The organism is Nocardiopsis dassonvillei subsp. dassonvillei DSM 43111 (assembly GCF_000092985.1).
Lineage (GTDB): Bacteria > Actinomycetota > Actinomycetes > Streptosporangiales > Streptosporangiaceae > Nocardiopsis > Nocardiopsis dassonvillei.
Map to the genome: position 1 here is coordinate 2,715,383 of NC_014210.1, position 19,214 is coordinate 2,734,596.

The 19,214-nt window shown below is 73.0% G+C and carries 14 protein-coding genes; 7 read left to right on the plus strand and 7 right to left on the minus strand.

The genetic code is table 11. The features are described from left to right. The first annotated feature begins 118 nt into the window (after positions 1 to 118). Positions 119 to 1,264, plus strand: coding sequence for a phosphate ABC transporter substrate-binding protein PstS (gene pstS / locus NDAS_RS11230; protein ID WP_013153299.1), 1,146 nt, complete (start codon positions 119 to 121; stop codon positions 1,262 to 1,264). Between the two features lie 314 nt (positions 1,265 to 1,578). On the opposite strand, the gene NDAS_RS11235 is transcribed toward pstS, so the two are convergent. From NDAS_RS11235 to NDAS_RS11255, 5 genes are all read right to left on the minus strand, one after another. Beyond that, complete coding sequence (locus NDAS_RS11235; protein ID WP_013153300.1) at positions 1,579 to 3,246, minus strand: glycosyltransferase; 1,668 nt, start codon at positions 3,244 to 3,246, stop codon at positions 1,579 to 1,581. 201 nt (positions 3,247 to 3,447) lie between these two features. Then, the gene (locus NDAS_RS28880; RefSeq protein WP_041552714.1) at positions 3,448 to 3,621 is read right to left on the minus strand and encodes a hypothetical protein; all 174 of its coding nucleotides are present in this window, start codon (positions 3,619 to 3,621) and stop codon (positions 3,448 to 3,450) included. A gap of 199 nt (positions 3,622 to 3,820) precedes the next feature. Then, the gene (locus tag NDAS_RS11245) at positions 3,821 to 4,822 is read right to left on the minus strand and encodes a C40 family peptidase (RefSeq protein WP_013153302.1); all 1,002 of its coding nucleotides are present in this window, start codon (positions 4,820 to 4,822) and stop codon (positions 3,821 to 3,823) included. A 481-nt stretch (positions 4,823 to 5,303) separates the two neighbouring features. Further along, on the minus strand, positions 5,304 to 7,202 hold the full coding sequence (locus NDAS_RS11250) for a S9 family peptidase (protein WP_013153303.1): 1,899 nt from the start codon (positions 7,200 to 7,202) through the stop codon (positions 5,304 to 5,306). 383 nt (positions 7,203 to 7,585) lie between these two features. Further along, entirely contained in the window at positions 7,586 to 8,092 is a 507-nt protein-coding gene (locus NDAS_RS11255) for an Rv3235 family protein (RefSeq protein ID WP_013153304.1), read from the minus strand. A gap of 154 nt (positions 8,093 to 8,246) precedes the next feature. Here NDAS_RS11255 and NDAS_RS11260 point away from each other — a divergent pair, with 154 nt between their 5' ends. From NDAS_RS11260 to NDAS_RS11285, 6 genes are all read left to right on the plus strand, one after another. Then, positions 8,247 to 9,101 carry a glycerophosphodiester phosphodiesterase gene (locus NDAS_RS11260; RefSeq protein WP_013153305.1) on the plus strand — a complete coding sequence of 285 codons (855 nt, stop codon included), beginning with the start codon at positions 8,247 to 8,249 and terminating at the stop codon, positions 9,099 to 9,101. A gap of 5 nt (positions 9,102 to 9,106) precedes the next feature. After that, positions 9,107 to 10,516, plus strand: coding sequence for an MFS transporter (locus NDAS_RS11265; protein ID WP_013153306.1), 1,410 nt, complete (start codon positions 9,107 to 9,109; stop codon positions 10,514 to 10,516). A 662-nt stretch (positions 10,517 to 11,178) separates the two neighbouring features. Beyond that, positions 11,179 to 12,501, plus strand: a complete 1,323-nt coding sequence (locus NDAS_RS11270) for an HNH endonuclease signature motif containing protein (RefSeq protein WP_013153307.1) — start codon at positions 11,179 to 11,181, stop codon at positions 12,499 to 12,501. Positions 12,502 to 13,042: 541 nt separating this feature from the next. Then, complete coding sequence (locus tag NDAS_RS11275) at positions 13,043 to 16,171, plus strand: DEAD/DEAH box helicase (RefSeq protein WP_232051667.1); 3,129 nt, start codon at positions 13,043 to 13,045, stop codon at positions 16,169 to 16,171. Further along, positions 16,168 to 16,902, plus strand: a complete 735-nt coding sequence (locus NDAS_RS11280; protein WP_013153309.1) for an SWIM zinc finger family protein — start codon at positions 16,168 to 16,170, stop codon at positions 16,900 to 16,902. The genes NDAS_RS11275 and NDAS_RS11280 overlap by 4 nt, the downstream gene beginning before the upstream one ends. A 122-nt stretch (positions 16,903 to 17,024) precedes the next feature. Then, complete coding sequence (locus NDAS_RS11285) at positions 17,025 to 17,861, plus strand: SAM-dependent methyltransferase (RefSeq protein WP_013153310.1); 837 nt, start codon at positions 17,025 to 17,027, stop codon at positions 17,859 to 17,861. A gap of 149 nt (positions 17,862 to 18,010) precedes the next feature. Here NDAS_RS11285 and NDAS_RS29290 read toward each other — a convergent pair whose 3' ends face one another. Both NDAS_RS29290 and pcaD read right to left on the minus strand, forming a co-directional pair. After that, a complete protein-coding gene (locus NDAS_RS29290; protein WP_232051668.1) occupies positions 18,011 to 18,343 on the minus strand; it encodes a carboxymuconolactone decarboxylase family protein in 333 nt (110 codons plus the stop codon). A gap of 12 nt (positions 18,344 to 18,355) precedes the next feature. Then, a complete protein-coding gene (gene pcaD, locus NDAS_RS11295) occupies positions 18,356 to 19,147 on the minus strand; it encodes a 3-oxoadipate enol-lactonase (RefSeq protein ID WP_013153312.1) in 792 nt (263 codons plus the stop codon). Positions 19,148 to 19,214: the final 67 nt, after the last annotated feature.

Genomic DNA, 19,214 nt, shown 5'->3' on the forward strand with positions numbered 1-19,214 from the left:
CCGATGGTTAAATTCTTCGGCGGTGCTCCATCACCAGCGACGACGCGCCCGTTCGGGGACGCGCGGCGGTGAACGCAGACCAGGACCACCGACACCGACGAAGGGGATAGAAGCAGTCGTGCTCCCGTCCAACAAGCGCACCAAGACCGGCGTCCTGCGCCACAGCGGGGCCTCCAGGGGGGCCGCGTCGGCCGCGCTGGCCGGCCTGCTGCTGGCCGTGACCGCCTGCGGCAGCGACCAGGCCGTTCCGGACAGCGCCGCGCCGGAGGTTCCCGAGGGCCTGGAGTGCTTCTCCGGCAGCCTGTCGGGTGCCGGCTCCAGCGCCCAGGAGAACGCGATGACGACCTGGATCGCCGGTTACCAGTCCGCCTGCGACGACGCGCGCGTCTACTACAACTCGATCGGTTCGGGCGGCGGGCGCAGCCAGTTCATCGACGGCGCGGTGGCCTTCGCCGGGACCGACGCGGCGATGGACCCGGACGAGAACGCCGACGCCAGGGAGCGGTGCGGCGGCTCGGACGTGGTCAACCTGCCCGCCTACGTGATCCCGATCGCGGTGGTGTTCAACCTGGAGGGCGTGGACTCGCTGAACCTGCGCCCGCAGACGCTGGCCAAGATCTTCAACCAGGAGATCACGCGCTGGAACGACCCCGAGATCGCCGAGGACAACCCGGACGCGGACCTGCCGGACATGGCGATCACCCCGGTCAACCGCTCCGACGACTCGGGCACCACGGAGAACTTCGCCAACTACCTCAGCGCCGCGGCGCCCGACGCCTGGCCGCACGAGCCGAGCGGGCAGTGGCCGCTCACCGCGCGCGAGTCGGCGCAGGGCAACAGCGGTATCGCCGACACGGTCGAGCGGGCCGAGGGGTCCATCGGCTACGTGGAGATGTCGCACGTGCACGGCATGTCCACGGTGGACATCGGCGTCGGCGGCGAGTTCGTGGAGATCTCCCCCGAGGCCGCCGCACAGGTGGTCGCCGAGTCCCCGCAGCGCGAGGACAACCCCAGCGAGTACGACCTGGCGCTGGACCTGGACTACGGCACGACCGAGGCGGGCAGCTACCCGCTGGTCCTGGTCAGCTACGAGGTCGTGTGCCTGGACTACCCCGACGACGCCCAGGCCGAGCGGGTCAAGTCCTTCCTGCGCTACGTGGTGAGCCCGGAGGGGCAGTCGGCCGCCTCCGAGGAGACCGGGTCGGCCCCGGTCAGCGACGCCCTGCGCGAGAAGCTCCTGGAGTCGATCGACGCCGTCGGCTGAGCGGTCGCGGCGGTGACGCGGTGACGCGGCGGACTCGGGCCAGGCCCGGTCCGCGGTCGGGGACCGCGCGGCACTGAAGCGGCGGGGTCCGGCCGTGCGAGGCGGACCCGGACCGCGCGAGCTGCGGGAACGGACGTCACGGGCACGTCGCCGAGGCGGCGTGCCCGTCGCACACCCGGCGTCGGGTACCTTGAGTACCGGCCGCGTCGCCCTCGGTCATCCCCGGGATGCGGGGGCGCTCGGCGGGGTCCGCCCGCTCTCCGGGTCGATGTCTTCCCCCATCTGCCCGGTCGCGGTCGGACCCCGGGAGGCGGTCAGCCGCGCTCGCGGCGCAGCCGCTGGCGGGCCCGCGCCCATCCCGAGCGCAGCCACCCTCCGGACCGCGCGGCGCCGGTGCGCTCCTCCCCCGTCCCGCACTCCCACGTCCCGCACTCGCCCGCCGGGCGCTCCTCGGTCCCGGCCCGCGGGGACGGTGCGGCCAACTCCGCCGGTTCGGGTTCGGTGCGCGGGGGCGGCGGCACCGAGCGGTACAGCGACAGGTCGGTCAGCGTCTCCTCCCCGGCGTGGATCCGGTAGCGGCCGTGCAGCGCGGCGACCACGTCGCCCAGGTCCTCGTCCTCCTCGCGCACCCGCAGGGCCCGGGCCAGCGCCCGGGTGCGCCACAGCCTCACCCCGGCGTCGCGGGTGGGCGAGGCGGCCGGGAAGAGTTCGGTGAGTCCCGCCCGGGCGCGCTCGGCGCTGGCCAGCAGGCGCGACAGGGCCACCTGGCCCAGGCCCCAGGAGACCGGGACCTGGAGCAGGAAGGGTGAGGGGAAACCGGTGCGGGGCGCGGACGTGGCGAAGGAGATCCGGGGTTCGCGCAGGTAGTTGGCCTGGATCAGCCGCAGGTCCAGGTGGGGTCCGCCGACGTCGCGCCGGGCCCGGCCGTCCACCGCCCGCAGCCGCCGCGCCCCGCGCGCTCCCCCTCCCTCCTCGGCGCCCTCCCAGTCGGCGACCAGGGTCAGGGCCAGATCGGTCTCGGCGCTGTCCAGGAGCCGGTCCACACAGCCGCGGACCAGGTCGTAGGGCGCGCCGGAGACCTCGACCACGGCGTGCACGAGCGGGATGCGGCGCCGGTGGGCCGGTACCCGCTCGCGGTAGGCGTGCGGGTGCGGCATGAACTCGGCGAGGACCTCGGTGCGGAAGCGTTCGGAGGGCAGCCGGGTGCGCGCGGTGCCCGCGCGGCCCACGTGCCAGCCGGTGGCGGCGGGTTCGGGCAGCAGGACGGCGCCCGCCTGCCAGAGGCGGTAGCCGAACTCGGTGTCCTGGCCCAGGTCGAGGTCGGGGTCCACTCCCCCGGCGGCCTCGTACAGGCTGCGGCGCACGGCCGCCGCCGCGCCGACGTAGGCGTGGAAGCCCAGGTGGTCGGCGTCGCGCAGGCCGTCGCTCCCGGTGAGGACGCGCTCGACCCACGCGTGGTGGCGGCCGGTGTCCAGGGCGCCGTGCAGGGCGTCGGTGCGGGCCAGGGCCAGGACGTCGGTGGGGCTCTGGGGCCCGGTGTCGGCGAAGCGGACCCGGCCGAGCGTGACGGCCTCGGCGTGCACGTGGTGCCAGCGGGCCTGGGCCTCGACGAACTCGCGGCACACCACCATGTCGGCGTCCATCCACAGCAGGACGTCGCCGGTGCTGGAGTGGGCACCGTAGGCGCGGGCGTACCCGGCGCCCCAGCCGCCGTCGGGGACGGTCAGGACGCGGCAGTGCGCGGGGCGCAGGTCGGGCAGGCGCAGCGCCGGGGAGGAGTGGTCGTCCACGACCACGACCTCCATCAGGTCCTCGGGGTAGGTCTGCGCGGCCAGGGAGGCCAGGGCGAGGTCGAGGCGGCGCTGCCCGCCGCGCGCCGGGATGACGACGCTGACCCGCAGGTCGGGGGTCCAGCGTCCGATGTCGGGCGGTGTCAGCGCACTCCAGTCGTTGCGGAAGACGCGGGTGAGGACGCGTTCCACCCGGCCACGGTGCGACACTCCGTCAACATGAGACCCTACGTGCTTATTCAGTGACACATAGTAACCATACCCTCACTCGGCTCCACCGCGGAGGCCTTCGCCCATGTGTCAGGAAACGGGTCCGCGGCGAACGGACCGGGCACACGTGCGGGGACGCGCCGCACGGGTTCGGGCGGCGCGTCCCCGACAGGAGGTGCGCGGTCAGCGGTCCTGGCCGCTCTGCGCCCTGAGCATCCGGACGCCGAGGTAGACCACGCCCGCGAGCAGGGCGACCATCAGGAGCCAGACCAGGAGGCCGACCACGACGGACAGGATCCAGAAGAAGGCGATGACGACCGCGACCGCGGCCGCGACCCTGAACACGAGAGGTCCCATGGGCGGCAGAATACGCGGAGCGCACCGCCGTCCGGAACCCGCGTCCCCGACCCGCTCGCGAGAAGGATGCGTCGGCCGAACCCGTGCGGCGCGACCCTTGTACCCACAGCGCTTCTGGAGCTCCGGCACCGGCTGTGAGTACAGGACCACCGCGGGCCGGAGCCCTCGCGTCACACGAGTGACGGTTCCGGTCGGTCCACTAGCCGACGCGGACGGCGACGGTGAAGACGCTGTCCCAGTAGGCGGCCAGGGAGACCTCCTCCAGCGGCTTGGACGGGTTGGAGCCGTGGATCATGTTGCCGTTGCCGGAGTAGATCCCCACGTGGCTGGGCGAGGACTCGCTGTAGAAGAACAGCAGGTCCCCGGGCTGGACCTCGTCGCGCGAGATCCGGGTGCCGGCGTTGACCTGGTCGTAGGTCGTGCGGGGCAGGTTGACCCCCGCCTGGGCCCACGCCGCCTGGACCAGGCCCGAGCAGTCGTAGCCGTCGGGACCGGTACCGCCCCAGACGTAGGGCTTGCCGATCTGGGCGCGGGCGAAGTCCAGGACGGCCTGGACGTCACCGGAGGCCGCGACGGCCTCGCCGCCGCCCGTGGAGGCCTCGGAGGCGGTCGGGTCCTGCCCGTCCAGGCTCTCCAGGACCTCGGACTGCTCGTCCAGGGCGGCCTCGCCCTCCTCCTTGGCCGTCTCGGCCTCGGAGAGCGCGGTGGAGGCGTCCGCCTCCGACTCGGCCGCCTGGTCGCGCAGGTCCTCGGCGCGCTCCACCTGGGCGACGTAGTCGTCCAGGACGGCGTCCTGTCCCATGGACAGGAAGTTCAGGTCGGCGATGTTCTGCAGCGACGCGTCCGGGTCGCCGCGGAACAGGACCGTGAAGAGGCTGTGCGTGGACCCGGTGTAGGCGGTCTGGGCGATCCCGGCGACCGTGCCGGACATGGTCTCCAGTTCCTCCTGGGCCCTGGCGAGCTGCTCCTCGACCTCCTCCAGTTCCGCCTCGGCGGCCGCGTGGTCCTCCTCGGCCTGGTTGTAGGCCTCGTTCAGGGCCGAGAGCTCCTCCTGGAGCTGCTCGTAGCGTTCGCGGGCCTCCTCTGCGGTGGGCTCGGCGAAGGCCACGCCCGAGGACAGGACGACGGCGCCCAGGGTGGCGCAGCCGACCGTCGCGACACGGCGCCTGCTGCGCCTTCCGGGCTCGGGGTTGCGAGTCAAGGGACCGACTGCCTTTCTCCCACACCCGTCTACCAGCGCAGGGCATCCCGAGGACGCGCCCGGGTGAGGACGCGTGGAATGCGGCGAGGGGGATCCCGGCGGGCGGCGCTCAAGGGGGCCGAGGGAGGTGTGCCGGAGTTCTGCGGTGGCCTCTGCTCATGGGAAAGGACTGCTCGTGAGCGAGAGTGCGACGGAAACCGGACGCCGTCACCCTTGTGGTGACTAACGGGGGCGTTCCGGCCTGAGGGAACACTAATTCACCACCGGGAGCGGTCGCGACCCTTTCGTTACCTTCCCTTGGGTAACCCTCTGACCAGCGGTTCCATAACAAGAGGCCCGGAAAGCCCGCCCGAGCGGGCGTGACGGGCCCTAGTTCTCCCCTCTGAAGACAGCCCAAAACGAGGCAAAGGCCGCAGAAAAAGTGGTGTGTATCACGCGAACCACTGGAAGGGGCGGGGGCGGTCCCCCGCCCCCGCGCATGTCACAGGTGTCGCTGCCACCAGTCCAGGACCGCCTCGAAGCGGGCGACGCGGTGGCTGGGCAGGCCCGAACGCGACAGCTCGTGCCCCTCAGCGGGGAAGAGCAGCATCTCCACCTCCTGACCGCGCAGCTTCAACGCCACGAACAGGCGCTGCGCCTGCTCCACCGGGCAGCGCCAGTCCTCCTCGGAGTGGATGATCAGGAACGGGACGTCGATCCGGTCGGCGTAGGTGAGCGGACTCTCCTCGGCCCAGGTCTGCGGCGGCCCGTACAGCGGCCCGGGGAAGAACGAGCCGATGTCGGAGGAGCCGTGGAAGCTGTCGATGGCGTTGACCGCGCGCTCGCTGATCGCCGCCCGGAACCGCTCGCCGTGGTGGGCGGCGATCCAGGTGGTCATGAACCCGCCGTGGGATCCGCCCATGACGCCCACCCGCGAGGAGTCCAGCCGCTCGTCCTCCAGCGCCGCGTCCAGGAAGGCCAGCACGTCGGTGGCGGTGGTCGCGCCCACCGAGCCGATGACGGCCCGGCCGTGCTCGTGCCCGTAACCCGAGGAGCCGCGCGGGTTGCACATCACCACGGCGTACCCGGCCGCCGCGTAGACCTGCGTCTCGTCGAAGAGCTGGTGGCCGTACTGGGCGAAGGGACCCCCGTGGATCATCAGCACCACCGGGTGCGGGCCCTCGCCCTCGGGCACGGTGACCCACCCGTGCACGGGGTAGCCGTCGGCGGTGTGGGCCGTCAGCTCCCTCATCGGCAGGGGGTCCAGGGCGCCGGCGAACTCCGTGAGCGCCCGCGTGCCCCCGTCACCGACCAGGACCAGTTCACCGCTGCTGCGGCCGTCTGCGACCACCGCGACGGTGACGCCGCCCGCGCTGTCGAAGGACTGGACCTGCACCGGACCGCCGAGCACCGTCTCGGGCTCGCCGCCCCCGAAGGGCACCAGGACCAGGTCCACCGCGCCCCGGTTCTCCGCCAGACCGAGCAGGCCCTGCCCGGTGACCTTGGGACCTCCGGCCATCCGCGGGTTGTGGGAGGGGGTCAGCCGGACGGGCGCCGCCGAGGCGTCGGCGGGCACCGACCACAGGGCGCTGGTCTGGCCCACGAAGTCGTCCAGGTCCGGGCCGAGCTCGTCGCCGAGGAAGTAGACGGTGGCGCCGTCCTCGGAGAACTCGCCCCGCACGGCGTCCAGGTTCCCGGCGGTGACCCGGCGCGGCTCGGCGCCCTCCTCCGGCGCGCACGCCCACAGGTCCTCCACCAGATCCGTGTCACGGGTGGCGTGGCGCGCGGCCGCGAAGACCAGCTCGGTGCCGTCGGGTCTCCAGGACACGGACCGGTGCTCGAAGTCGCCCCGGGTCACCTGGACCGGTTCCCCGGCCTCGCCCGAGGGGTCCAGGGGCGCGGAGACGAACACGTGCGTGCGCCGGTCGTTGGCGAACCCGAGGTCGTCCAGCCGGTACTTGAGCTGCGTGATCCGCCGGGGCGGCTCCTTGCCCGGCTCCCGGTCCACGTAGCGGTGGGGCTCGGGGACACGGGCTGTGTAGGCGATCCGGGTGGAGTCCGGGCTCCAGCGCGGGGCGCCCGCGCCCAGCGGGTGGGAGGTGACCTTCCAGGGCTCGCCGCCGTCGGCGGGCAGGACGTGGACCTGCGGGCGCTTGTCCTCGTCGGGGCGCAGGAAGGCGATCCACCGCCCGTCCGGGGAGAACACCGGGCCGTTGTCCCTGGTGCCCCGGGTGAGCCGGGCGGGCGGCGCGGAGCCGTCGGTGGGCACGGACCACAGGGAGCCCAGGTAGGCGTCCTCCTCCAGGTCCGGCCGGGTCACGGCGAAGACCGCGCGGCGGCTGTCGGGGGACAGGGTGGGAGCGCCGATGCTGTGCAGGTGGGCGATGTCAGCAGGTTTCATACAACGGATGGCCGTCCCGGCGCGGGGAGCGCCGTGACCGCCCCCTCCTTTTCGCTTGGCGGTGGGACCGTCGTTGGGGGCCACCGCGTGCCGGGAACGGTCGGGCCGCGACGGACGCCGCCGTTCGAAGACGGGACGCGCTCCGGTCCGGAGAACACCCCAGGGGGACCCTATCCAGGCTTCTCTCCGGAAATCCAGGTGCTTTCCGTCCGGCGGAACCCGCGTCCGCGCCGGGCCCGGACGAACGGAGGACGCCCGCCCGCGGCCCAGCCCACGGGACTCCGCGGGGAGGCGGGCGTGGGAAGCGGCGGCGACGCGGGCGGACACCGGCCGGGCCGCGGGACCCGCGGCCCCGCGTTCGTCCCGCGGCCCGGCACGGGGCCTCACCCGGTCGGCTCGACGGGCATCCCGCCCCGGCCGCGCACGGCGCCGTCGGTCTCCAACCGGGTGCACACCCAGCGGCCGTCCGCCTCCCGCCGGGCCCGGAAGGCGAACACCCGGGAGCGGCGGTCGCAGCGGATCACGGCGTTGGCCTCCACGCCGTCGGCGTCCACGGGCTGGTGGTAGACCTGGGTCAGCCTCGGCGCCAGCTCGCAGGAGACCGTGCCCCGCAGACGGCGCAGCTCCTCGCGGACCGGGACGGTCACCTGGTCGCGCAGCGCCTCGGGGGTGCGGCGGCCGACCAGGACCTCCGCCACGCGCTGGGCCAGCAGGTGCACGGGGCCGGGGGTGCGGTGGCCCGCCAGGAGTGGGGGCCCGCACCGGCGCACGGGCGCGTGGCGCGGAGGCAGGGGCGTGCGCGCGGGGGTGCGGACCGGCCGGTGGTACGCGGGAGCGCCGTGGGCGCACAGGGGCCGGGGGCAGGGGTGGCGGTGAGGGGTGTACGACATGAACAGGTCCCTTCCGGGAGGATGACGTTCCGCCTTCACCCTGCACAGAGGCGCCGCCACCGTCCCCGTGCCAGCTGGCATTCCAGGTTTCGGGAATGTTCCGCCGCCCCCGGGCGCAGGGCGCGCAGCCGCCCGAAACCGGCATACTGCATGCGTGACTTCCGCCTACCTCTCCTCCCCCGTGCCCGTGGCCCTCGCCCACCGCGGCGGGTGGCTCCCCGACGACCAGGGCGTGCGCCGCACCGAACTGGAGAACACGGCCGCGGCCTTCCAGTACGCCGTCGACCTCGGCTACACGTACCTGGAGACGGACGTGCACGCCACCAGCGACGGCGTCCTCATGGCCTTCCACGACCCCACCCTGGACCGCGCCACCGACATGCGCGGCGCGATCGGCGACCTGCCCCACCGCGAGGTGGCCCGCGCCCGGGTGGCCGGACGCGAACCGGTCCCGATGCTGGAGGACCTGTTGGGGACCTGGCCGGAGGCGCGGTTCAACATCGACGTCAAGGCCGACGCCGCGGTCCTGCCCTTGCGTGAGGCGCTGCGCCGCACCAACGCCTGGGACCGGGTGTGCGTGGGCTCCTTCGACCAGCGCCGCCTGGACCGGGCGCGGCGGCTCTTCGACCGGCCCGTGGCCACCTCCTGCGGTCCCCTGGACGTGGTCCGGCTGCGGGCGGCCTCCCTGTCCCCGCTGCTGCGCTCCCTGGCCAGCCGGGTCCCGGTCTGCGCGCAGATCCCGCTGCGCCACGGCGCCATCCCGCTGCTCAGCCGGGACCTGATCGCCACCGCCCACCGCCTGGGCATGCAGGTGCACGTGTGGACCATCAACGAACCGGGGACGATGGAGCGCCTGCTCGACGCGGGGGTGGACGGCATCGTCACCGACAACACGAGCGCCCTCAGGGAACTCCTCGTCCGGCGGGGCCAGTGGCCCGGCCGCACCCCCTCCGACCCCACCGGCACCTCCAGCGACTCTCCCACCGACTCCCCCCAGCGGAACGGATAGCCCCCATGGCCACCACACCACCGGAGACGGACGCCACCGGCGCCCCCTCCGCCGATCCCGGCCAGCGCAGGCGCGAACAGCGCGGCTGGTACCTCTATGACTGGGCCAACTCGGTGTTCACCACCTCGGTGGTGACCGTGCTCATCGGCCCGTACCTGAGCAACCTGGCGTGTGTGTCGGCCGGGGCCCCTGACGCCGCGTCCTGCCTGGACCCCGCGCTGTCCATCAGCCCGCTGGGCCTGGACTTCCTCTCGCTGCACCCCAACGCGCTCTACCCGGCGCTGACCACGGTGGCGATCCTGCTCCAGATCCTGTGCCTGCCGATCGTGGGGTCGATGGTCGACCACTCGCGGCACAAGAAGCGGTGGCTGCTCTGGCTCGCCGTAGGCGGGTCGGCGTGCACGCTGGGGCTGTACTTCGCCACCGACGGCTACCTGGTGGCCTCGGTACTGTTCGTGCTGGCCAACCTGCTGTACGGGCTGGCGGGCGTGGTCTACAACGCGTTCCTGCCCGAGGTGGCCACGGCCGAGGAACGCGACCGGGTCTCGGTCACCGGCTGGGGCATCGGCTACCTCGGCGGGGCCCTGCTGCTCGCCATCCACCTGGGCCTGGTGGTCGGCGCTCCGTCCCTGGGCCTGGGCACGGACGACGCCGCGCGCATCGCCTTCGCCTCCTGCGGCCTGTGGTGGGCGGGGTTCACCGTCCTGGCGGTGCGGCCGCTGCGCAACCGCTACGGCGCCCTGGCGGCGAGCAGCCGGGGGCGGCCGAAGGTGGGACGGTCGCTGCGCCAGTTCGGGCACACGCTCAAGGACATGCGCAAATACCCGAACACGATTCTCTTTCTCCTGGCGTTCATCCTGTTCAACGACGGTGTGCAGGCGGCCATCCGCTACGCGGCGCCCTTCGCCACCCAGGATCTGGGACTGGACCAGAACGTCCTGATCGTCACCATCCTCATCATCCAGTTCGTGGCCTTCGGGGGCGCCTTCCTGACCGGCCGGGTGGCCCGGGTCCTGGGCAGCAAGAACACCGTGCTGGCCACGCTCGCGGTGTGGAGCTCGCTCGTGGCGGCGGCCTACTTCCTCCCGGTCGGGAACGTGCCGCTGTTCGTGGCCATGGGCGTGGGCATCGGCCTGGTGCTGGGCGGCACCCAGTCGCTGGCCCGGTCGCTGTACTCCCAGCTCATCCCCCGTGGGCGCGAGGCGGAGTACTTCAGTCTGTACCAGATCTCGGACAAGGGATCGAGCTTCCTGGGATCGCTGACCGTGACCGTGGCCGTCTCCCTCACCGGCGGCTACCGGATGGCGATCCTGTCGCTGATCGTGTTCTTCGTCATCGGCGGTCTGCTGCTGTGGCGCACACGCATGCGCGAGGGGATTCTCGCGGTGGGCAACGAGGTACCGCGCAACCTGTAGACCGCCGAGGGGACGGGGTGTTGAGAGGTGCGGGGGTGTTGAGAGGGCGTAGGCGGCCACGTTTTCCACAGGTGGGTGTTGGGGGTGGCCGTGGGTGGTGTGGTGATGGTTTCCTGGAAATAGGGGGGATCCCACCCACGGAGGTTTTGGTGTGCCCTGAAACACTCGGCGACCAATAAGGATAATGGATCGAGGGGCAGGGAGGGGCCGTCCACAGGTCTCTCCCCTACGCCCTTCTTGTCGGGGGTTTCTGGCGGCAACGAAAGCGCGCCAGCTGCCGCGAAAGGGTACGGACGGCGGAGAGCGGTCGGGGCCGGTGAAGGGTTGGGCATCCGACGAACAGCGGCACCAAAGGCGGGAGCGACCACCGGAGGGCGACCAGCGCCCGGGGTGTAGGGATGGTCGGGCTCTGCTGCGTCGACACCAACGGCAAGCAGGCCCTCCAGCCTCGGACAACGACCCCGGCCCCTGCGGCCGGGGAGGGCGACAATCGCTCTAACGTCGAGTGCTCATTCTGGCCGTGCCTTTTTGGACACCTTTTGAGCCCGCCCCAATTGCAGCCTTTCAGCCAAGGATGACCCCAGGAAATAAAGGCTTCTAATTCCGACTGTGAATAGTGGAGAAATGGCGACCACTGGCCTATAATAAGAAGTATGGAGATGATGATCGCAGCACCCAAAGTGGCCCCCGGGGAATGTTCCCCGGCCGTGGCCGCGCTGGCCGGTGCGCGCGAGATCATCCACCAAGCGTTGAACGCCGAAGTCCCGCCCGGGGCCGACGAGACCGCCGCGGAGGAGATCGCGGCGCTGTGGGCGCAGCTGGACCAGATCCGGTATCAGGCGTTGACGCAGATGGCGCGCCTGTACGCACGTGGTGAGGTCGCCCGTTACAGCGGCTACAGCACGTTGGACAAGTGGATCACCCATCGCTGCAAGGTCCCCACTGCCCAGGCCAAGGATTTGGCCCGTTTGGCCCAGCACGTGCAGGAGGAGACGTTGCCCGCCACTGCCCAAGCAGTAGCTGAGGGCAGGGTGGTGTTGGGTGAGGCGGTCGCGATCGCCAAAGCCACCGACAAAGCCGTCCAGACCCGCGATGAGGACCACTTTCCCGATGAGGGGGAGTACCGGCAGGGGTTCGAAGCGGCTCTGGTGGCGGCCAAGGCGGAGCGGCCCGCGTTGTCGGTCAACCAGCTCCAGTCGGTGGCCCGCCAGGTCGCCTACCGTTTGGACCCCCACCGCCTGGACCGCGACCACGAGGCCGCCCATGCCGTCCGCGGGCTGGTAGTGCATGACACGTTCCAGGGCAGCTACCAACTCCAGGCCTGGGGTGGGTCCGGGGATGCGTTGGTCGTGCGCGCGGCCATCGACACCTTCGACGTTTCGCACTCGGATGAGGACACGCGCAGTCGTTCGCAGCGTGAGCACGACGCGCTCATCGCGGCGCTGCGTTTTGCCACCACCCACACCGGATGCGGCAACGCTCCGGCTCCGTTGGCGCAGATCCGCATCGTGGTGCCCGTGCAGACCTACCTGGACGCCCAAGGCCAGGAGGTTCCGGCGTTGGACGAGCACGGTCGGGTGATCCCAGCCGGTGTGGTCCACGAACTGGCCGCCGATTCCGAGGTGGTGCGGATGCTCACCGCACCCCCCACCGGACAGGTGCTGGACGTGGGCCACAGCCGCCGCCTGGCCTCAACCCGCCAACGCACCGCCGCCTTCCACGGACACGCCACCTGCGCCCACCCGGGCGGATGTGAGGTACCGGTGGCGTTGTGCCAGGCCGACCACGTCACCTCGTTCTCCCGGGGCGGGCGCACGGTGGTGGCCAACCTGCAACCGTTGTGCGGGCCGCACAACCGGGCCAAGTACCAACGCGAACTCCGCACACACCACCACCAGGGACAAGGACAAGGGCGGGGATGGGGACGAGGACGGGGAGGAGACCACCCACCCGGCAGGGATCCGGATCCACCACCCCGGAAATGACTCCCGGGTCGTGCCGGCCCCCGGCATGCCCGCGTCCGACAGGCAGCCCGGGCCCCGCGCCCACCGTGGTCGCTGCCACCGTCGCCCACCCCCACCCCCGGGGGCCGGTACCGCTGCCCGAGGCCCGACAGCCCCGCTGCCTTTGGCGCCAACGCAACAAAGCCCCACCACCCCCGAACACCAACCGTTGATCGCCCTCCCGCACCACTTCGCGGCAGCTGGTGACGCTACCTCGACCACCACCCGCAACCAGGTCGTTGAGTGGAGCCCCAGACACCCGCCGCCCTCGCTGCCAACGCAGCAAAGCCCCACCACGCGCGAACACCAACCGTTGGTCGCCCCCCCGCACCACTACGCGGCAGCAGGCGCCACCGCCGGAGCGAGCAACCACCCCCGAACCCCCACCGTTGAACGCCCTCCCGCAGCGACACCTGTCACAGGCCCGGGGAACTTCCGGCAAGGGCCAGCCGCCGAGCGCGAGACGCTCCTCCTCCCAGGCGCGCGTCACGGTCTGTCGCCGCCCCCGGCCATACTGGGGCCGATGGTCAGCGAGGACGCGGGAGGTGCGGTGCGGGTTCTGCACGGCGTGTGGGCCGGAGACGCGCTGGCGGTGTGGGCCGAGTCCGACCGGGCCGGGTCCTCCCCCTCCACCCCTCCTCCGGCCGGGGGCGCGCACGGCCGTGCGCGCCCGCACCCGTTCGCCCTGGGGGCCCGCGACCTGAGCGCACTCCTGGTGGACGCGGGGATCGGGGCGGACTCCGCCGCGCACGGCACCCTGGACCTGTCCCTGCCCGGGGACACCTCCGCCCCCTTCCCCTCCACCCGCGCCCCCGGCACCGCACCGGCCGCCTTCCACCCCTGGCGGGTGCCCGCCCTGCGGCTGGACGCCGCCTCCGCCGAGGCCCTCCTGGCCGCACCCGCACGCGACATCCCCGGCACCGCCTCCGGTCCCTCGCTGGCCCATCTGCGCGCGGTCCGCGACTTCGCCGAACTCCTGGTCACCTCCGGGTGCGTGCTGCCCGACCTGGTGGGCGACCCCGCCCGGGCCCGCTGGCGGCCCGCGCCGCTGGACTGGGCGGAGGAGCACCTGGCCGCGCTCACCGGCGCCCTGCCGCCCTCCGCCCGCGCCCACCTGCCCGGGGAGCCGCCCGACGCGATCGCCCGGGCCTGCGTGCTCGCCCCCCTGGAACTGCTCACCGACGCGGCGGCCCGCCGCCTGGTCCGGCCCCGCCGCGCGCACCGGGCCCGGACCGACCCGGCAGACCAGGGCCGGACCGACCCAGTGGACCAGTCCCGGACCGACCCGGCAGGCCAGGGCCGGACCAGCCCGGAACAGACCTCCGACGACGGCGCCGCCCCCGGCCAGCGGCTGGCCGCCGCGCTCACCGGCGCCCCGGACGGGATCGGCGCCGACACCGCCGCCCGGCTGCGCGGACCCCTGCGCGAGTGGCGCTCGCGGGTGCGCGGCGCGGGGCGGGCGGCGCTGCTGTTCCTGCTGCGCGAACCCGACCGCGCGGGGCCGTGGGCACTGGAGTTCTGGGTGCGCTCGGTCAGCGACCCCGGCCTGCGCCTGCCCCTGGAACAGGTGTGGCAGGGCGAGGGCGCCGCCTGGCTGCCCGCCGACGTGGACGCCACCGCCCTGGCCGACCTGCGCCGGGCCGCGCGCCACCATCCGCCGCTGCGCCGCGCGCTGCGCGACCTGGCCCCGGCCCGGCTGCTGATGAGCACGGAGGACGCCGAGCGGTTCGTGGCCGAGGGCGCCGCCCGGCTGAGCGGCGCCGGGTTCGGGGTGGTCCTGCCCGAGTGGCGCGGCAGGCCCGCCCTGGGCCTGCGGGTGGCGGTCGAGGAGGCGCCCCGCCGACGCGGGGGCGGCGGGGTGGGCCCCTCCGAGCTGGTCAACGTGTCCTTCGAGGCCCTGCTCCAGGGGCGCGACGGCGAGGAGTCCGTACCGCTCGGCGAGGACGAGCTGGCCGAACTCGCCGAGCTGGCCCGCCTCAAGCGTTCGCTGGTGCGCGTGCGCGGCCGGTGGCTGGAGGTGGACCCCGAGCGGCTCAGCGCCACCCTGGACCTGGTCAAGCGGCGCGGCGGCCACTGGATGCGCACCGACGAGGCGCTGCGCACGGCCATCGGGGTGGAGGGCACCACTCCCCTGCCGGTGGCCGACGCGGTCGCCTCCGGTCCGCTGGGCGCGCTGCTGGACGGGGGCGCCAAGGCCGAGCCTCGCCCGATGGGCACACCGTCCGGTTTCCGGGGTTCGCTGCGCCCCTACCAGGACCGGGGCGCGTCGTGGCTGCGCTTCCTGGGCGAGTTGGGCCTGGGCGCGGTCCTGGCCGACGACATGGGCCTGGGCAAGACCGTGCAGCTGCTGGCCCTGCTCACCGACGAGCGGCTGCGCGAACCCGCTCCGGGGCCGACCCTGCTGGTGTGCCCGGTCTCGCTCGTGGGCAACTGGCGTCGCGAGGCCGAGCGGTTCGCGCCCTCGCTGCGGGTGCACGTCCAGCACGGCCCGGACCGGCCCTCGGGCAACGCCCTGGCCCGCCTGGTGGGCTCGTGCGACCTGGTCGTCACCACCTACGGCGTGGTCACCCGCGACAGCGAGGAGCTGGCGGGCATGCCCTGGCACCGGGTGGTGTGCGACGAGGCTCAGGCGCTCAAGAACCACGGCACCCGGCAGGCCCGCGCGGTGCGGTCGCTGCCCGCGGCCACGCGGATCGCGCTCACCGGCACCCCGGTGGAGAACAACCTGGGCGAGCTGTGGTCGGTGATGGAGTTCGCCAACCCGGGGCTGCTGGGCACGGCGGCGGCCTTCGAGCGGGCGGTCGAGGGCGAGGAGGGGCCCGACACCGCGCTGGTGCGCCGCATGACCGGGCCGTTCGTGCTGCGCCGCCTCAAGACCGACCGGTCGATCATCGCCGACCTGCCCGAGAAGCTGGAGATGCGCACCTGGTGCACGCTCACCCCGGAACAGGCCTCGCTGTACAAGGCGGTGGTGGACGAGATGGGCGAGCGGCTGGCCGAGGCGACAGAGAAGGAGCGCAAGGGGCTGGTGCTGGCGACGATGTCGCGGCTCAAGCAGATCTGCAACCACCCGGCGCAGTTCCTGGGGGACGGCTCGGCGCTGTCGGGGCGCTCGGGCAAGCTGGAGCGGGTGGAGGCGATCCTGGCCTCGGCCGCGGCCGAGGGCGACAAGGCCCTGTGCTTCACCCAGTACGCGCGCTTCGGTGAGCGCCTGGCCCCCTACCTGCGTTCGCGTCTGGGGGTGCCGGTGCTGTGGCTGCACGGGGGCACTCCGCGGGCGGAGCGGGAGGAGATGACGCAGCGCTTCCAGGAGATGGAGGGCCCGGCGGTGTTCCTGCTCTCGCTCAAGGCCGCCGGGACGGGGCTGAACCTGACCGCGGCCAACCACGTGGTGCACGTGGACCGCTGGTGGAACCCGGCGGTGGAGAACCAGGCCACCGACCGGGCGTTCCGGATCGGCCAGCGGCGGGACGTGCAGGTGCGCAAGATGGTGTGCGTGGGCACGGTCGAGGAGCGGGTGGACGAGATGATCGAGCGCAAGAGCGCGCTGGCCGACGGCGCCGTGGCCACCGGTGAGGCGTGGCTGACCGGGTTGTCCGTCCAGGACCTGCGCGAGGTCGTGCGGTTGTCCCCGGAGGCGGTGGCCGAGTGAGCGCGTGGTCGCCGCTGTTCGCGCAGGCCCTGGGGGAGCCGGGCCCGGCCTCCGGGAACGCGCGGGTGGAGCGGCTGTCGGTGCGTCCGGGCGAGGTCACGGGACGGGTGCGCGGCCCGGGCGCGCACGAGGTGAGCCTGATCCGCACGGTGCCGCCGGAGGCCGAGTGGGAGCGCCTGTGCGCCGCGCTGGCCTCCCAGCCGGTGTTCCGCGCCCGGATCCTGGCCGGTGAGCTGCCGGTGGCGGCGGCCCGGGTGTTCTCGCTGCTGGGGTGGGATCTGGTTCCGCGCGGGTGGGACGCGCTGGTGGCGACCTGCTCCTGTGACCGGTGGGACGCCAGGTGCGCGCACCTGGTGGCGGCGGTGGCGGAGCTGGGCACCGAGGCCGACCGCGATCCGTTCGTGCTGACCCGGTGGCTGGGCCGGGAGCGGCGCGCGCTCGTGGCGCAGGTCAAAGCGTTTTCCACGGCCACCGCAAAAGGATTTTCGGGCGAATATCCGACAATCGGGAGAAATGACGGAGAAGCGGTATTGGATACCGTCGACGAACCGCCTCCCCCGGCGAACACGGCGGATCCCGGCTCGGCCGCCGCGTTCTGGTCCGCGCCGCCGCTTCCCGCCCGGCCGAGCCCCCCGGAGGGCTCCGGCGAGCGCGTCAGGGCCGCGGCTCCCGGACTCGTGGCCGATGATCTGCCCGGTTTCGGACAACCGCGAACAGGGACCGGAACGTGAGCGTATGGGGTGCCGAATACGCACTTCGAACTTTGTTGTGGAAAACTCCACAAGGACGTGGGATCACGGTTACCATTCGGCCAGAGAACTCGCCTCGTCACTTCATCGGATGGGTATCCTTCATGGCCGATCACTTCCCCCCCAACATCGACATGGAAACCCCCAGCATCGCACGCATGTACGACTACCTCCTGGGGGGTAAGGACAACTTCGAGGCCGACCGCAAGGCCTGCGAGGCACTCGCGGACGGTATCCCCGAACTGGTCGCCTTCGCCAACGACAACCGCGCCTACCTCTCGCGCGCGGTGGAGTACGTGGCGGCCCAGGGGGTGGAGCAGTTCCTCGATCTGGGGGCCGGGCTGCCCACCGCCAACAACACGCACCACGCCGCCCAGCAGGCCAACCCGCGGGCCCGGGTGGTCTACGTCGACCACGACCCCATCGTGCTCGCGCACGGCCGGGCGCTGATCAGCGACAGCGGGCAGACCTCGTTCCTGCTGGCCGACATCCGCGACACCGAGGAGATCCTGAGCTCCCCCGAGACCACCAGGCTCATCGACACCGACCTGCCCGTGTGCGTGATGCTGGTCTCGCTGCTGCACTGCATCCCCGACGACAGCGACCCCTTCGGCATGGTGCGCGCCCTCATGGACCGCCTGGCCCCGGGATCGTGTCTGATCTCCTCCCACATCGTCTCCGACGATCCGGCCTCCGCCGTGTGGATGACCGACAAGATCCTGTCCTTCGGCACCCCGTGGGGCCGGGTGCGCAGCCCCGAGGAGGCCTCGGCGGTCTTCGACGGCCTGGACCTGGCCAGCCCCTGGACCGACGGGCGCGACGGGGGCCCGCGCGCGGTGGACTGCGCCACCTGGCGCCACCCGGACATCGACCCGGTGTTCCGTCCCGCCGACCCCAAGGTCAAGCTGTGGGAGCTGGCTGGCGTGGCCTTCAAGCGCTGACCCGGCGGCCCGGCGCGACGTGGCCCGCACCCGACCGGGTGTGTCCGGGTGGAGGACCCCGGTCGGCGTCGCGCCGTGGACCTCGCGTCCCCGGGCCGGATGCGCGAGGGCGCTGGTCAGCGCACGACCCTGACCAGCGCCCCTCACCTCTACCCGTCCTGTTCGGCGAGGACCTCCCGGGCGATGCCGAGGGCCCGGTCGGCGGCGGGCACTCCGCGGTAGACGGCGGACTGGAGGAACACCCCGCCGGTCTCGTCGGGCTCCAGCCCGTTGCGCAGGGCAGTGCGCACGTGCATGGCCAGCTCGTCCCAGTGCCCGTGCGCGACCAGCGCGGTGAGCACCACGCGGCTGCGGGTGCGGCGGTCCAGGCCCGGACGGGTCCAGAACTCGCCCCAGGCGTAGCGGGTGATGAGGCCCTGGAACGGTTCGGTGAAGCCGGTCGTGCGCGCCCGGGCCCGGTCCACGTGCTCGTCGCCCGGCACGGCGCGGCACACCTACGTCCCCGCTCCGTGGCGGTCGGCGGACGCGAAGTGCTGGGCGAGCAGGGTGTTGACCTCGGCGCTGCGCTGCCAGGACAGCAGGTGCGCGGCCTCCTCCAGGACCACCAGGCGCGCGCCGGGGACGCGCTCGGCGATCAGCTCGGCGTTCCCGGCGGGCGGCGTGGAGGGGTCGTCGGCCCCGGCGACGACCAGCGTGGGCGCGCTGATCCGGTGCAGGTCCTCACGCACGTCGTGGGTCTCGATGGCCTCGCAGCAGCCCGCGTACCCCTCCGGCGCGGTGGCGGCGACCTGGTCCCGCAGCACGGCGACCTCGGCCGGGCGGTCCTCGGCGAAGGCCGGGGTGAACCAGCGCTCCACCACCGAGTCCGCCACGGCCCCGGTGCCCTCGGCGCGCACCAGCGCGGCGCGGTCCCGCCAGTTCCGGGCCGGGCCCATGTGGGGGGAGGTGGCCAGCAGGGCCAGACGGTCGATGCGTCCGGGGTGGTGGACGGCCAGCCACTGGCCGACCATGCCGCCGATGGACAGCCCCGCGTAGTGGGCGCGTTCGATGCCCAGCCGGTCCATCAGCGCGATGACGTCGCCGCCCAGGTCGGCCATGCTGTAGGGCCCCTCGGGAACGGGTGAGTCACCGTGTCCGCGGTGGTCGAAGCGGATCACCCGGAAGACGGTCGAGAGGGCCTCCACCTGCGGGTCCCACATCCGCGTGGTGGTGCCCAGGGAGCCGCCGAGCAGCAGGGGCGGCGCGTCGGCCGGTCCGCTCTCGGTGTGGTGCAGGTCAACGCTCATCGAATCCTCGTGTTCCTTCGTCGCTGTGGGTGGTTCCCGTGCGGCCGGTGTCGGCCATGGGACCGCC